The organism is Streptomyces sp. H27-D2 (genome assembly GCF_035828615.1).
GTDB lineage: Bacteria > Actinomycetota > Actinomycetes > Streptomycetales > Streptomycetaceae > Streptomyces.
The window spans coordinates 82024-95831 of the sequence record NZ_JAYMZR010000016.1; the positions used below are offsets into that span (position 1 = coordinate 82024).

General features: G+C 70.8%; 13 protein-coding genes. 2 read left to right on the plus strand and 11 right to left on the minus strand.

What is annotated here, in order from left to right; all coding sequences use genetic code 11:
* Window positions 1–468 precede the first annotated feature (468 nt).
* Window positions 469–1266, minus strand: coding sequence for an isoprenyl transferase (locus QMK28_RS09570; protein WP_326436632.1), 798 nt, complete (start codon window positions 1264–1266; stop codon window positions 469–471).
* Between the two features lie 197 nt (window positions 1267–1463).
* On the opposite strand from QMK28_RS09570, the gene mgrA reads away from it, so the two are divergent.
* Window positions 1464–2501 carry an L-glyceraldehyde 3-phosphate reductase gene (gene mgrA, locus QMK28_RS09575; protein WP_326436615.1) on the plus strand — a complete coding sequence of 346 codons (1038 nt, stop codon included), beginning with the start codon at window positions 1464–1466 and terminating at the stop codon, window positions 2499–2501.
* Window positions 2502–2781: 280 nt separating this feature from the next.
* On the opposite strand, the gene QMK28_RS09580 is transcribed toward mgrA, so the two are convergent.
* Both QMK28_RS09580 and QMK28_RS09585 read right to left on the minus strand, forming a co-directional pair.
* Window positions 2782–3633, minus strand: a complete 852-nt coding sequence (locus QMK28_RS09580) for a hypothetical protein (RefSeq protein WP_326436616.1) — start codon at window positions 3631–3633, stop codon at window positions 2782–2784.
* A gap of 735 nt (window positions 3634–4368) precedes the next feature.
* Window positions 4369–5193, minus strand: coding sequence for an A24 family peptidase (locus QMK28_RS09585; RefSeq protein ID WP_326436617.1), 825 nt, complete (start codon window positions 5191–5193; stop codon window positions 4369–4371).
* Between the two features lie 144 nt (window positions 5194–5337).
* Between QMK28_RS09585 and QMK28_RS09590 the strand changes: the two genes are divergently transcribed.
* Complete coding sequence (locus tag QMK28_RS09590; protein ID WP_326436618.1) at window positions 5338–5802, plus strand: DUF192 domain-containing protein; 465 nt, start codon at window positions 5338–5340, stop codon at window positions 5800–5802.
* A gap of 379 nt (window positions 5803–6181) precedes the next feature.
* Here the strand turns inward: QMK28_RS09590 and QMK28_RS09595 are convergent, their stop codons facing one another.
* The 8 genes from QMK28_RS09595 to QMK28_RS09630 form a co-directional block, all read right to left on the minus strand.
* Window positions 6182–6907: a hypothetical protein gene (locus tag QMK28_RS09595; protein ID WP_326436619.1), complete on the minus strand. Its 726-nt coding sequence runs from the start codon at window positions 6905–6907 to the stop codon at window positions 6182–6184.
* A gap of 879 nt (window positions 6908–7786) precedes the next feature.
* Window positions 7787–8119, minus strand: a complete 333-nt coding sequence (locus QMK28_RS09600) for a hypothetical protein (RefSeq protein WP_326436620.1) — start codon at window positions 8117–8119, stop codon at window positions 7787–7789.
* A complete protein-coding gene (locus QMK28_RS09605) occupies window positions 8106–9974 on the minus strand; it encodes a polymorphic toxin-type HINT domain-containing protein (RefSeq protein WP_326436621.1) in 1869 nt (622 codons plus the stop codon). The genes QMK28_RS09600 and QMK28_RS09605 overlap by 14 nt, the downstream gene beginning before the upstream one ends.
* Window positions 9975–10199: 225 nt before the next feature.
* On the minus strand, window positions 10200–10826 hold the full coding sequence (locus tag QMK28_RS09610; protein WP_326436622.1) for an OmpA family protein: 627 nt from the start codon (window positions 10824–10826) through the stop codon (window positions 10200–10202).
* Window positions 10827–10834: 8 nt separating this feature from the next.
* Window positions 10835–11425 (minus strand): hypothetical protein, encoded by a 591-nt coding sequence (locus QMK28_RS09615; RefSeq protein ID WP_326436623.1) that lies wholly within the window; start codon window positions 11423–11425, stop codon window positions 10835–10837.
* Window positions 11426–11471: 46 nt separating this feature from the next.
* Window positions 11472–12155 carry a pilus assembly protein TadG-related protein gene (locus QMK28_RS09620; RefSeq protein ID WP_326436624.1) on the minus strand — a complete coding sequence of 228 codons (684 nt, stop codon included), beginning with the start codon at window positions 12153–12155 and terminating at the stop codon, window positions 11472–11474.
* A 2-nt stretch (window positions 12156–12157) separates the two neighbouring features.
* Window positions 12158–12394 (minus strand): hypothetical protein, encoded by a 237-nt coding sequence (locus QMK28_RS09625; protein WP_326436625.1) that lies wholly within the window; start codon window positions 12392–12394, stop codon window positions 12158–12160.
* A gap of 239 nt (window positions 12395–12633) precedes the next feature.
* On the minus strand, window positions 12634–13808 hold a 1175-nt coding region (locus QMK28_RS09630; RefSeq protein WP_443050607.1), incomplete at its 5' end, for a response regulator.

Genomic DNA, 13808 nt, shown 5'->3' on the forward strand with positions numbered 1-13808 from the left:
CAGGCCCTGAGCGGGCCGGACGCCGGCCCTCCGCGTCGTCCGTACGATCCGCACGGTCGTCCGTGTGCAAAGGGCCTCCCGGGCAATGGGGTCTCCCCGGCCGGAGGCGAAGGCAGGGCCCGAGCCTCCTGCTGGCGGCTCGACGCCCCTGGAGAGAACGTCGGCCTGGAAGGGGTATGCCCTCGAACTGCCGCGGCCATGCCATGGCATATGCGACGGAGAGGTAAACAGTTCGTACGGGCCCCCACGCGGCTCGCGAGTCGCCCTCGGCCCGTCAGACCCGGGAAGAGCGGCGCCGGGAGGCGGGCAGAGCCGGGAGGACGGCCCGGGGGCGGAGCGGAAAGCCCAGGGAGAGCGGTGTCCGCCGCCGGGCGCCCGGGGGCGGCCCCGGAGCGCGCGAGTCCGCCCGCGCCGGGCGCGGGCGGACTACGGAACGGGCCTGGCCCGGGGGCCGGGACCAGCTCTGGACTAGCCCCCGTAGCGCCGGTGGCGGGCCGCGTAGTCGCGGAGCGCGCGCAGGAAGTCCACCTTGCGGAACGCGGGCCAGAAGACTTCGCAGAAGTAGTACTCGGAGTGCGCGCTCTGCCAGAGCATGAACCCGGACAGCCGCTGCTCACCACTCGTTCGGATCACCAGATCCGGGTCGGGCTGGCCGCGTGTGTAGAGGTGTTCGGAGATGTGTTCGACGTCGACGATCTCCGCGAGCTCCTCGAAGGAGGTGCCGCGCCCCGCGTGCTCCATGAGCAGCGAGCGGACCGCGTCCGCGATCTCCTGCCGGCCGCCGTAGCCGACCGCGACGTTGACCAGGATGCCGTCGATGCCGTCGGTCGCCTGCTCGGCTTCCTTCAGTACGGACTGCGTGCGGGCGGGGAGCAGGTCGAGGGTGCCCACGTGGTGCACCCGCCAGCGGCCGTCCGCGGCCAGGTCGCGCAGGGTGCCCTCGATGATGCCCAGCAGCGGGTTGAGCTCGGCTGCGGGGCGGTCGAGGTTGTCGGTCGAGAGCATCCAGAGCGTGACGACCTCGACATCGGTCTCCTCGCACCAGCCCAGGAACTCCTGGATCTTCTCCGCGCCGGCCTGGTGGCCCTGCTCGGTGGTGCCTCCGGTGTTCCGTGCCCAGCGCCGGTTGCCGTCCAGGATCACGCCGACGTGCTTGGGCGCCTGACTGTGGTCGAGGCGCCGCTCGACGCGCCGTGCGTACAGCCCGTAGACCAGCTCCCGCAGTGCCCTGGGGTACGGGGATCGTCCCCGGGGAAAGTGCAGCATCGCGTTTTCCAGCCCCTCCATGCACTCCGTGCAGTGGTAATCGTCGTGCAGTGACGACTGCCCCAAGGGCGTCACCCTACTGCGCTGACGCACCGGGGACCCAACCCGGGCCGCCGGAGCACCGCCGGCCGCACCCGCGCCGGGCCCCGCCCCGTCCGGCCGCCGCCCCGCCGGGGGGCCGTGATAGGCAGGTGTGTGTGACTGACACCTCTCTTTACCGCGCGGCGGACTCCCGCTATGACGCCATGGAGTACCGGCGCTCGGGCCGCAGCGGCCTCAAGCTCCCCGCTGTCTCCCTCGGCCTCTGGCACAACTTCGGTGACGACCGCACCCTCGACTCGCAGCGCGCGATCCTGCGCCGCGCCTTCGACCTCGGCGTCACGCACTTCGACCTGGCCAACAACTACGGGCCGCCGCCCGGATCGGCCGAGCTGAACTTCGGCAAGATCTTCGGGCAGGACTTCCGCCCGTACCGCGACCAGTTGGTGCTCTCCACCAAGGCGGGCTACGACATGTGGCCCGGCCCGTACGGCGAGTGGGGGTCGCGCAAGTACCTGCTGTCCTCGCTCGACGCCTCGCTGGGCCGGATGGGCGTCGACTACGTCGACATCTTCTACTCGCACCGCTTCGACCCGGACACCCCGCTGGAGGAGACGATGGGCGCCCTGGCGTCCGCCGTCCAGCAGGGCAAGGCGCTCTACGTCGGCGTCTCCTCCTACAACGCGCAGCAGACCCGCGAAGCGGCCCGGCTGCTGCGGGAGATGGGCGTCCCGGCGCTCATCCACCAGCCGTCGTACTCGATGATCAACCGCTGGACGGAGGACGACGGCCTGCTCGACACCCTCCAGGCGGAGGGCATGGGCTGCATCTCCTTCGCGCCGCTCGCGCAGGGCCTGTTGACCGACAAGTACCTGCACGGCATCCCGGAGGGCTCGCGCGCCTCGCAGGGCAAGTCCCTCGACCCGGAGCTGCTGACCGACGAGGTCGTGCGGCGGCTGCGCGGGCTCAACGAGATCGCCGAGCGGCGAGGCCAGTCGCTGGCCCAGCTCGCCCTCAACTGGGTGCTGCGGGACGAGCGGATGACCTCGGCGCTGATCGGCGCTTCGAGCGTGCGGCAGCTGGAGGCCAACATCGCGGCGCTGAGCGGCGCGAAGCTGACGGACGACGAGCTGACCGAGATCGACTCGTTCGCGAAGAGCACGCCGGGCGTCAACATCTGGGCGCGCAGGGGCTGATCGCCGGGGTCGGTCGCCCTGGGGCCGTCGCTCCGGGGCGGTCGCTGCGGGTCAGTCGCTGCGGGTCAGTCGCTGCGGGTCAGTCGCTGCGGGTCAGTCGCTGCGGGTCAGTCGCGCGGGGGGGTGCGCCGGGCGGGGCGCCGTACGAGCAGTCGGTACGGCACCCCGCCCGGTGTCGCTGCACAACGTCCCGCGTCCCGCGTCCCGCCGGATCATCCGTCGCACGTCGCACGTCGCACGTCGCCCCGCGCCCCGCCGGATCGCCCGTCGCCCGTCGGTCTCAGCCGCGTACCCGCACCCCGTGCCGCGTGCGCAGCCGCCGCAACTCCCAGAGCGCGACGGCCGTGACGGTGATCGGGCCGCCGAAGGCCATCGCGAGCTGCGCGGCCGGCGGACCGTGCGGCAGCCCGTCGAGGGCCATGCTGAACAGCGTGAGCTCCCAGACCAGCGCGACAGTGAGCAGCGCGGGCAGCGCCGCGTGCACATGCGCCGTATTGAACGCGTAGCGCGCCGCGTTGACGGAGGCGAAGAGGAAAAACGGCACCAGCCAGACCAGCGCGGCCAGCAGCCCCATGGCGATCAGACCGTTCGCCGGGCTGGGCACCTCTTCCATCGCCGTAGTGCCGCCCACCAGGACGACCCCGCAGATCACCAGCACCCCGATGTACCAGGCCACGGCCTTGACCGGAGCGCGCAGCCGGGAGCGGAGCAGCCCGCGGTGCGCGGCGGGCGCGGCCTGGATCAGCCCGAGGATGACCAGCGGGCCGGTGACGATCAGCAGCAGCGGCGCCATGACGATCTTCTCGAAGCCGTTGTCGACGGCCCCGCTCCAACCGCCGTCCGTGCCATAGGCGTAGATCAGCAGCAGCGACGTGGCCGCGCCGAGCGCCGCGCGCCACGCCTGGACCCGGAACACCACCGGGTCGTCCACCCGGCCGCCGCCCGGCTGATTGAACAGCGCTTCGGCGCGCCGCCGGGAGGAGCGGATGACCGGGATGAACATCGAGACGAGGCCCCAGCGCCAGATGGACCGGCGGCGGACGGGGACGGGTCGCGGCGGGGGTGGCGGCGGATACGGTCCATAGGGGTTCCCGTTGCCGGGATTCTGCGGTCCCCATCCACTGGCTGCCATGCGTCCCCCTCATCGGGCGCGCACGCGGGCACCCGCTCCATACCGTCCAACAGCGCGGGAAGTGTATCGACAGAGGGTGCGGGACCGGCCTCGGGAACAGTTCGGCGAGCACATCGGCCGGGGCCGGGAAGTTCGCCGAAACCGCGTCCGGAGAGAAAAATCGGGCCGGTCCATGGGGGGGATATGGACCGGCCCGAGGGGGGGTTTCCACCATAACCCTTCGTAAGGGATGGTGCGCGCAGGAACGCCTCCATCCGTGCGCGGCGCGGCTGGAAACCCCCTTCAAAGCCCTGCTCCGACACTTCGCAAGCACGATTGCGCACCACCCCTTCCATGCCTCCCACCTGCACCGCAGCGGGCAGAACAGCGGCCCGCCGGAGGTTCGGAGGGTCATTTGTGTGGGTCCTGTGCTGGTCCGGCCGTTTCGCCGGCCCCCCTCCCCTCCGGCCCGCCGTCGCTTCCGCAGAGTCACCCTTGCGCGCACACGCCCACTTGACGCCGACGCTGCCGCGGGGGCCGGGGCGGGGCTTTCGTGGGGCACAGGACGCGGGCACGGGACGGAAGCACGGTCACGCGAAACGGGCAGCGGACACGGCAGGTCGGGCAGCGGACACGGTCGGCCGCGGGGCGCGGCGCGGGGCGTTGGACGAGGGCGCGTTCACCCCGCGCCGAACCCTTCCGGCAGAGTGACCGCGGCCTTGGCCGTAACGACGCGTTCACCCCGCGACGACGCGTTCACCCCGCGCCGAGGCCGCCCAGCAGCACGCCGCCGAGAGCGCCCACGACCATGAACGGCCCGAACGGGATGGCCGACTTGCGGTCGGCCCGGCGCAGCAGCATCAGCGCGATCCCGTACAACGCCCCGAGCAGGAAGCCCGCGAAGGCTCCCAGGAAGAGCACGCCCCAGCCGTACCAGCCCAGCGCGACGCCCAGCGTGAGCGCCAGCTTGACGTCCCCGAACCCCATGCCGTTCGGGTTGATCAGGAACAGCACGAAGTACGCGGCGGCGAGCAGCAGCCCGCCCAGCAGCGCGGCGGGCCAGGAGCCCCCGTCGCCGGGGGACAGCGCGGCGAGTCCGAGCAGCAGCGCGACCCCGCCCGCGAGCGGCAGCGTCAGCACATCGGGCAGCCGGTGCACGGCGAGATCGACCGCGGCCAGCAGCGCCGCGAACGGTGCGAGCAGCAGCCACACGGCCAACTCGGGCCGCGCCCCGACCGCCGCCGCGAGCCCGCCGCAGACCAGGGCGGTGACGGCCGCCATGAGGGGCGTACGCGGCCCGTACCACCCGCGGGCGGCCCGCTGCCGCACGACGGCGCCGGCCCGGGGCGCGGCCCCCGCCGCCCGCCCGGCCCCCGCCTCGGCCACCGTCCCCGCCGAACACCCCGCGCACCGGGCGAGACCGAGCCACCCGCACGCCCGCCCCGCGATCGCGTGCCCGGCCGGGCACGCGGCCTGCCAGGAGTCCTCGGGTTCAACGGCCAGCCGGTAGGCGGCCCGCGGCACCAGCGACCCGGCGGCGGCGCCGTACACGGCGGCGAGGGCGATCAGCAGCAGAAGCACGAGCCGACTCTACGAGCCACGCCTAATCGGGTCATGGGCCCTGGGACCCAAGCGGGACCTACGTGCCGCGTCCGCCCCGCATCCCCGTCTGATACAACGCTCAGCACGGACCGGCTCGACGTGGGCTTGCGGGAGGGGAACGGCATGGGGCGCTGGCGGGACGGCAGGGCGACACTGCGAATCGAGGACGGCGGGGGCGGCGGAGACGTCGAGGCCGCCGGGGATGTCAACGGCATTGCCGGAAACGGGAACGACGGAACCGACAGCCCCGCGACCGCCTCGCCGGAGGCCCTCCCGCTGGAGATCGCCGCCTCCTACCGGGCCCGTACGCGCGGGCTGCTCAAGCGCGACGGCGTGCGGGGCGCGTTGCTGCTGACTCCGGCCGGCAGCGTGCACACCTTCCGGATGCGGTTCGCGATCGACGTCGCGTATCTCGACCGGCGCATGAACGTCATCGCCGTACGCACGATGAAGCCGGGCCGGCTCGGGTTGCCCCGACTGCGGTCGCGCCATGTGCTGGAGACGGAGGCGGGCGTGATGGCGGGGTGGGGGCTGCGGCCGGGCGTCCGGATTTCCGTGGACGGACAAGCCACCACAAACACCAACTGAACCTCCCTAAACGGAAACCCTTACTCCAATCGTGTTCTATCGAGTGGGAAGGGTGCATCTTGGGCGGCAAGCGCCCTACCGTCTGATGCGGCCCGTTCGTGCAGTGGACCCGCGCGCAGGAAGTGCACCGCCCTCCCCCAGAGCAGGCGGCATCGCCACCGCCCGGGTCCCTGACGAGTCACCATCTGCGAGGGGAGACGCAACGATGACAAGGCGCGAGAGATCGGGGGCCCGCCCCGAGCCTCTGGCAGTCACGGCCCGACACTCACCCGGTGAGCCGGCGTAATCTCCCCTTGTCGTCAGCCCAGGGCGCGAGCGGCCCGCCGACGCGGACGGCTCGCGCCCTGATCCGCGCGCGGGGGCCGGTCACAGCCCTCGCTCAACGTGCCGCTCGACCAGGTGTCAGCGTCGGCGGTTGCTCGCCGTCCCCTTCGAGCAAGGGCAGATCGTCGCCGCCCTCCGGCCAACCGGGATCCATCGCGCAGGGCCCGCCGACGCCCCCCGAGAAGTTCTTCGTCCTCGGCTCCCAGGAGTAGGCGGCCGAGTAGTCGCCGTACTCGCCGCTCCTCTCCGCCCGCACACTCCAGAACCTGCCGTCCTTGCCCTGGTCGTACTCGGTGACGTCCCAGCCCGTTCGCTGGAAGTGGTCGCTAAGACGGCGCAGCGCGGCAACCGCGTCACCCCTGCGGGCCCCGCCGGCGGACCAGGAGTGGCGGAGGCTGTAGGCCCCGTCCACCGGCTGGTCGGCCATGCTCTCCAGGCCGTCGGGGTAACAGGCGTTGGCGTTGAGGATGTTCTCGTCGTCCTCGTACCCACTCGACGAACCGGGGCGCAGAGTGGGGCCGGCGCCCATAGCGCTGTACGCGTCCTGCGAGTAGGTCCCGACGCGGCGGGCCATCGCCGCGGGGGTGACCTGCGGGTAACCCTCCGAGGTCGCCTGCTCGATGGCGAGTGTGATGCCCAGGCCGAGAAGGATCAGCAGCGGCAGCCCGATCACCACCGCGCAGCCGACCCCTGCCACCTTGAGGCCGTGACGGGCGAAGTCGGCGGGTGACGGGTAGGAGGAAGCACTGTTCACATCAGGCATCAACTCGGTTTCGGACACAGGCCGGACGCTACGGGCGGCGCAGGGCAGTCGGCATCCGCGTGGGGACTCATGATCCATGAGTACAAGTACTCAGCGGCCGGGCCCGGCGTGCCCGGCAACCGATGGCGAGCCGGTGAGCGCGGCTCAGCCGGCGTGCGGCTGAGCGGACCTGCCCGACCGTCGGCGCGCCGTTTTCTGAGCGTCACTTGGATGCCATCGTCGTACCCCACTTCGGCAAAGGGAGGCGGGGCCAGAGTCGCGGAGAAGTGAGCGTAGGACGTCGCGTCCAGCGAGGCCGCGTAGAACTTCGTCTGTCCGGGACGGATGCTGTCCGTGTACGTGCCCGGGGCGATCTTCGGCCCGGTGTCGCTCTTGGCCGCGCCCTTCACCGGCTCGGCGTCGGGCGAGGTCTTGTACCTCGGCACATCCGTGAGATCACCCGAATCGACCGCGCCCGCCTGCCCCGGAAACACCGCGATCAGCCCCAGCGCGGCGCAGCCCCCCAGAACCGCCCTCGCCCGTCCCCCAAGCCCGCATCAAGCTCGCTCCCCCGTCCGTCCAGCCGTTCGACGCACCCTAGTCGGGCCGCCACACGAACCGTACGTGGCCGTGCTTCCTCTCCCGGAGCGGCCGGGTCGGTCGCGCAAGCAGCCCCAGCGGCCCCTCAGCCGCCTTCCGCCCCCGGACGACGGTGCGCGCCGAACTGCGAGTGTGGAGCGTACGACTACTTGATGTCGCCGTACGCTCCACAGCCTGCCGCCAGGCTCAGGTGAGGCAGGCGGCGGCCCCGCCGCTGGGGAGGTTCACCCACGCCGTGGGCCCCTCGCACGGGCCCGGTCCGCCGGCTTCGGCCTTTCGGCGTCGGTCCGTCGACTCCAGTCCGACGGCTGCGGTCCGTCAACTGACGTGGCGCAGCCCAGCCGGCGTGATCGACAGCCAGTAGAGCCCTCCCAGCGGCTCCCAGTCGACCGCCTCGCAATCCGCGCGCACGCGTCGCAGGATCTCGCCGACCGGATCGGTCCAAGCGACGAAACCGCTGTCGGCGAGGTCGCCGATCTCCATCCACCCTCGCTCCAGGAGCACGCGGAGTACCTCGATCGCGGCCTTCTCGAAACCGTCGCCCGTCGTGGCGGCGCTCTGACGGGCGTGCCACAGCAGCATATCCAGCGGGATCCAGTCGTCCTCCGCCTCGCGCAGAATGCTGCCGGCCAGCGATTCAGTTGCCTTCATCGACGTGCACCTTCCGCGGTTTCTTGCCGGGCGTGAAGATGTCGATCGTCTCTCCGCCGGATTTCGAGGCCTTGCGCCACTGGACGACCGTACCGTCCGACAGCTTGTAGACCTCGGGAATCTTGTCCCCGCGCGCCGGGAGCTGTTCGGCTCCCTCGGTCCACTTGTCGAAGTGCTTGCGCAGTTCCGCCGCGTCCTTGGCCAGCTTGACGGTGCCTGCCTGCTTGCCGTCCGGCAGAGTGTCGAAGTCCTTGTCGACAGCGTCGCAGTTGTGGACGAGAGCGTTCTCACCGCCGACGCCCACGTAGTACGTGTGGATGCCCTCGACGGAGAGGTCGTACGTCCGCTGCCGTTCGGTGTAGTGGCCGACGGCGAGGACCGGCAGGGTCACGCCCGACGGGGTGCGCAGCGTCGCGCCCGGACGGATGTCGCCGGCTTCGGCCCAACTGCCCTGCCCGACAAGCCAGAAGGGGTGCGTGTCGGTCGCTGTGAGGGTGGCCGGCCGGCCGTTCGCCAGCACCGTCAGGCGGGTGAAGTCCTTGTCGTCCTCGGTGGTGATGGTGGCCGCGACCGGCCGGACCGTGGTCAGGCCCCGGTCCGGGTCAGTGACGGTGACCAGGTCTCCCAGGCGTACGTCCTCGATGGCGGTTCGGGTGCCGTCGGCCAGCAGGACCGCCGTGCCGGGCGGGAAGCTGTGTTTGCAGGTGATCGGCCGATCGGGCTTGTCCGCGTCGGGCTTCTCGGCGTCCGGCTTGTCCGCGTCCGGCTTCTTCTCCCGTTTGGGGAGCTTCTTCTCCAGTGCCGCGAGCTTCTCCCTGGCCTGCCGCACCTTCTTGGACTTGTCCAGCATCCCCTTCAAGCCGCTCGCGAGATCCCCGCCGTGCTTCTTGATGGCCTCGATGAGCTTGACGGCCTTCTTCCACTTCCACGGCGCGCCGTACTTCGCAGCGAGCTTCCCGACCGCGCCGCCCACCAGGCTCGTCAGGATGTTGATGATGGTCGCCCCGCAGGCCGACCCGTCGCCCTTGGTGATGCAGTCCAGCGCGTCGGTGATGCCCAGCTCATCGGCGATGATCTTGGCCAGCTCAATGGCCGCTTTCTTCGCCTTCTCCTTATCGGAGTTCAGCTCCTCTTCGGCCCTCTCCAGCAGCTTCTTCGCCGCTTCGTAGTCCTTCTCCTCCTGGGTGAGCGCGGCGCTGTTCGCCGGTTGGCCGGTGCCGCCGTTGCCGCCATCAGCGCCGCCGACGGTCGTGCCGCCGCCGCCGCCGTCCGCGACGGGCTCGCTGCCGCCGCAGTCGGCGCCGCCGGCGACCTCGCAGACCGCCGTCTTGATCCGTTCGCTGATCTCCGGGCCGATCCCCGAGGCCGCGAGACCGCCGATGATCAGCGCGACGACCGCGATCAGCCCGACGTACTCCGTCGCCGTCTGCCCCGCGTCACCGACCCGCAGCCGGAACATCCGCACCGGCGAGAAGCCGCCGCGCCGCGCCCGCCGGTCCCCCGGCAGCGCGAACCACTCACGCGACTCCCGGAGCGAGACCAGCACGATCACCAACAGCGGTGCCACGAACTGCGCGGACCCCCACCACTCACCGGCCCGGATGTTCCCCCACGCCTCGACCAGCAGCCAGCACTGCACCCCGTACGCCGCCCACCGGGCCAACCGCCCGGCCACCCGGAGGCTCCCGGCCAGCGCGAGCCCCAGCGCGGCGGGGATCAGCGCGTACGCCGGGAGCGCCACCGCGCCCCCGCGCAGCGCGTCGAGGTGCACCGCGTCGAGGTGCACCGCGTCGAGCGCCGAGAGCCCGCACAGCACGAACAGCACCAGTCGCGCCGCCACCACCGCTCGCGGCATCGGCGACCGCCTCCGGCGCTCCGGTGCTGAGTTACGTGTTCGTGTGAATCCCCCGACTCCAGCCATACGCGGGACGCTAGGCGGCTTTCCCGGCCGGCGCATGGGCCCCAGTGCCCAAACCCGGGCCCAACCGGGGCCGGGCACAAAGTCCGGGCCGCACGGCAGACAAACTGCGGTGCGGCCCGGACGGTCCTGCGACGGTCTTACGGGGGGAGGCAGCCGGGATCAGCTCTCGGCGCCCTCGGAGCGCGGGAAGGAGATCTCGACGCGGCGGTTCTTCTTGCGGCCCTCCTCAGAGGAGTTGTCGGCGATCGGGAACTGCTCGCCGTAGCCGCGGATTTCGAAGGTGATGCCGGAATCGAGGTCCTTGGCGAGAATCTTCTGCACCGCGTTGGCCCGCTTCTTCGAGAGCACATCGCCGTGGGCCGAGGAGCCGAGGTCGTCGGTGAAGCCGAAGACCTCGACCTTCTTGGCGTCCTGCCTCTTGATCTCATCGGCGATCGTCTGGATACGGGAGTTGGCCTCGTCGCTGAGCTTCGCGCTGTCCTTGCCGAAGAGCACTTCGGCCTGGAGCGCGAACGTCACATCGGAGTTGGTGTCCTCGCGGCGCTCCTCGCCGCCCTCGGACTCGATGACCGACTTGATGTCGAGCACCCGGGAGGGTGCGAGCTTCGCGCCGTCCAGCTTCTTGAGGTCGGGGTCGTTGCCGTCCACCTTGACCGGCGGGACGGACTCCGGATTCGTACCGGGCCCGTCATCGGCGAAGGACGGGGCCGCGGTGAGCAGGAACGCGGTGGCGGCGAACAGAACCGCGGCCGTGCGGACATGGCGCGCTGTGCGATTCGGGTTCATGGCGCCGCTCACTCAGAGATCTTGATGGTGGCGGTGGGGAAGGTCGGCAGCTGGAAGTCGACCTCGGCGGTGGAGTCGGGCGGGGCGGGGAACTGGGCGAAGACCTCGACCGACTTGCCCGCGTCGATCTGGGTGAGTCCGGTGCTGGTCAGCGGTTGGCCATCGGTGTCACGCAGCACGTAGTAGCGCTTCTTGCCCTCTTTGTCGATCAAGGTCGCGCCACCGAGCGAGTCACCGCCGGCGGCCAACTCCTGCTCCTTGCCGCGCCACCCCGAGGTCTCGACGAAGATCTCCGACCCGGTGTTCTTGATCTGGCCGCTCACCGTCACGAAACCGCCCGAGTCCCGTACGGCTGAATTGATGGTGAAGACAATGCCCTTCTCACCCTTGAGTTCGGCCAGGACCTCCTTCGGGTCCGGAGTCTTCGTGTCCTGCTTGTCGGAGTCGCCGCTCTTCGCCTTGCCCTGCGACGAGGACGCCGGCTCTTGAGTCTTGCCGTCGCCGTCTCCACCGCATCCCGCAACGGTGAAGGCCAGCCCGACCGCCAAGGCCAGCGCAGCCACGCCCCTGAGGGCCTTCGTAGTGTGCCGAATGCTCATGAGGTGTGTTCCTTTACTCGTCGTTCGCTCGTCAGTCGGCGAGGTGTCAGTCGTCCAGGCGCACGGAGAACAGATCCGCCAGGTCGGGGAAGGGGTCGTCGCTCTCGGGGTCGAGGGGGAGGATCCCGAAGTCGCAGTGGAACGACCCGCGCGGCGGCTTCTCCGCGCCTTCGTCATCCTGGCCCGCGGGCGGGTCGCCGCCCGTATCGCCCTCGTCGCCCTCATCAGGCGCTTCGGGCTCGTCGGGGACGAAGTCACAGCGGGACTCGATGACCGCTGTGGCCTTGGCGGTCGGCTTTCTCGTTTCCGTCCCGTCGACCAGGGAGTCGCCGATCGGCTTGAGTGTGCGCACCTTGACGCTGAACCCATTGCGCCACCCGGGCAGCGACGAGCAGCCCTCGGCGCCCCCCACCAGCTCCGCGTCGTTCTCGCCCGCGAATCTGCCGGCCGCGAAGCAGCCCGCGGCGGCGCCGGGGGGATTGCCGTTCAGGAAGTCGTCCAGCGTCTGGCCGCTGAGCAGCGCCTTGAGCAGCATGTCGGGCTTCAGCTCGTCCCGAGCCTCCTGAGCCGCCGCGAGGGCCGCCGCGTCCGCCGCCCCTTGCGCGCCGTTCTTGGACACCGCGGCCTGACCGACCGCGAAGTAGGCGAACGCGAGGAAGAGCAGGCCCGCCACCACCGTGATGTAGATGGGGAAGGCCTGCCCTGCGTCGTCGTTCTTGCGAAGCGTCACACCTACGGCGCGACCTTGGCGATCTGCGCCTTGAGCTTGTTCAGAATGGTGGTGCCGATGTCCGAACCGAGCAGCGCGCCGATGATCAGCGCCACCACCGCGATGATGCCGAGGTACTCGACCGCCGTCTGACCCCTGGACTTCTCGCGTCCGGTCATCCGCTCGACCGTGGTGTTCGCCCAGCCGTTCACGCGGACCTGGGTCTTGACTGCGGCCTTCATCATCGTGTCGTTCGACATGGTGTTCCCCTCCGAGTTCGGCCGGCCATCGACCGGCCGACGCGTAAGTCCCTGTGGCGTCTTCCGCGGTTCCGGCTTCCTCCTGGCCGGTGCCGCTTTCGACACGAGAAACGTACGTCGGAACACCTGTCGTGCAAGAGGGCCCGTGGACCCATTCCCAGGCCCAAAGGGGGCGTTGGGCCCGGCGCGTTCCGGCCTGGGCCCCGCGGCCCTGGAGCCGCTCGCTGCTCGCCCCGCGCTCAGCCATGGCCGGCCGCCCCCCGGCCTGGGCCGGTGCCGCCCGCGCCGCGCGCCGTGCCGAGCCACACCGCGATGGCCTCACTGCGGCTGCCGCTGTGCAGCTTGGCGAAGATGCGGTTGATGTGGTTCTTGACGGTCTTCTCGCTGATGAAGCAGGTGGCGGCGATCTGCTGATTGGTCATGCCCGACGCGATCAGCTCCATGACCTCCACCTCCCTCGTGCTGAGCCCGAACTCTTCTTCCTTGGAACGGGGTTGCTGTGCCGGTGGCGCCTGCTGCGTCCGGGGGGCGGCCGAGTGCGGCGGGGAGACCGCCGCGCCCCATCCCTGTTCGGACCACGACTGTGACACACCTGGTTGCACTTGCGAAGAGTCTTGCTGCGGATGCAATGAATTCGAGACACCAGGCGCTCCGTAATGCCCTGGAGCTGGGGACCAGGTCTGCGCGGGGTGCGATGGCGCGGTATGTGCAGTCGCATCGCGCTCCTGCTGTCCGACCTGCGGATGGCCTGCGGGGCCGGAATACGGAACGCCTGTGTGCGACTGCCCGAGTCCGTCCGGAAGTTGCGCCTGCGCTCCAGAGTGACCGTGGCCGTCGCTCCGCATATGGGCGAGCAGCGCGTTGGCGGCCGAGGCGGTGAAGTGGGCCCGGCCCTCCTTGATGTCCCGTACCGCACCGACGAGTTGGTCGGCCGTGAACTCCCCGTGCACGAGGTAGCCGCCCGCGCCCAGGCGCAGCGCCTCCCGCACGATCGCGCTCTCGCGGCTGTACGTCAGCATCAGCACCGAGGTGACCTGGACCAGGTACGGCAGCGCGGAGATGCCGTCGACGCCGGGCATCCGGACGTCGAGCAGCACCACGTCGGGCCGGTGGTGCTGGGCGGCTTGCAGGGCCTGGCGGCCGTCCGCCGCCTCGGCGACGACCTGGATGTCGTCGCGTCCGCTGAGCAGGGCGGTCAGTCCGGCCCGTACGACCGGGTTGTCGTCAGCGACGATGACCCGCAGCGTGGGCAGGGTGAAGGGATCGGGTTCGGGGAACGCCGTGGCCGGTGGGGAAACGGGGACGTACGCGGGGACGTGCTCCGAGCGGGGCGGGGCGGTGTGCGAGGACGTGTGCTGGGACACGTACGACGCCACCGGGTGCGTCCCGGAGCTGTGCGAGATCTCGTCCGGCA

What these genes read in the sequence shown, in the direction of transcription:
- QMK28_RS09570 (WP_326436632.1), bottom strand. Translation starts at nt 1,266, where the DNA reads ATGCTGCACTTTCCCCGGGGACGATCCCCGTACCCCAGGGCACTGCGG.
- QMK28_RS09580 (WP_326436616.1), bottom strand. Translation starts at nt 3,633, where the DNA reads ATGGCAGCCAGTGGATGGGGACCGCAGAATCCCGGCAACGGGAACCCC.
- QMK28_RS09590 (WP_326436618.1), top strand. Translation starts at nt 5,338, where the DNA reads ATGGGGCGCTGGCGGGACGGCAGGGCGACACTGCGAATCGAGGACGGC.
- QMK28_RS09600 (WP_326436620.1), bottom strand. Translation starts at nt 8,119, where the DNA reads ATGAAGGCAACTGAATCGCTGGCCGGCAGCATTCTGCGCGAGGCGGAG.
- QMK28_RS09605 (WP_326436621.1), bottom strand. Translation starts at nt 9,974, where the DNA reads ATGCCGCGAGCGGTGGTGGCGGCGCGACTGGTGCTGTTCGTGCTGTGC.
- QMK28_RS09610 (WP_326436622.1), bottom strand. Translation starts at nt 10,826, where the DNA reads ATGAACCCGAATCGCACAGCGCGCCATGTCCGCACGGCCGCGGTTCTG.
- QMK28_RS09615 (WP_326436623.1), bottom strand. Translation starts at nt 11,425, where the DNA reads ATGAGCATTCGGCACACTACGAAGGCCCTCAGGGGCGTGGCTGCGCTG.
- QMK28_RS09625 (WP_326436625.1), bottom strand. Translation starts at nt 12,394, where the DNA reads ATGTCGAACGACACGATGATGAAGGCCGCAGTCAAGACCCAGGTCCGC.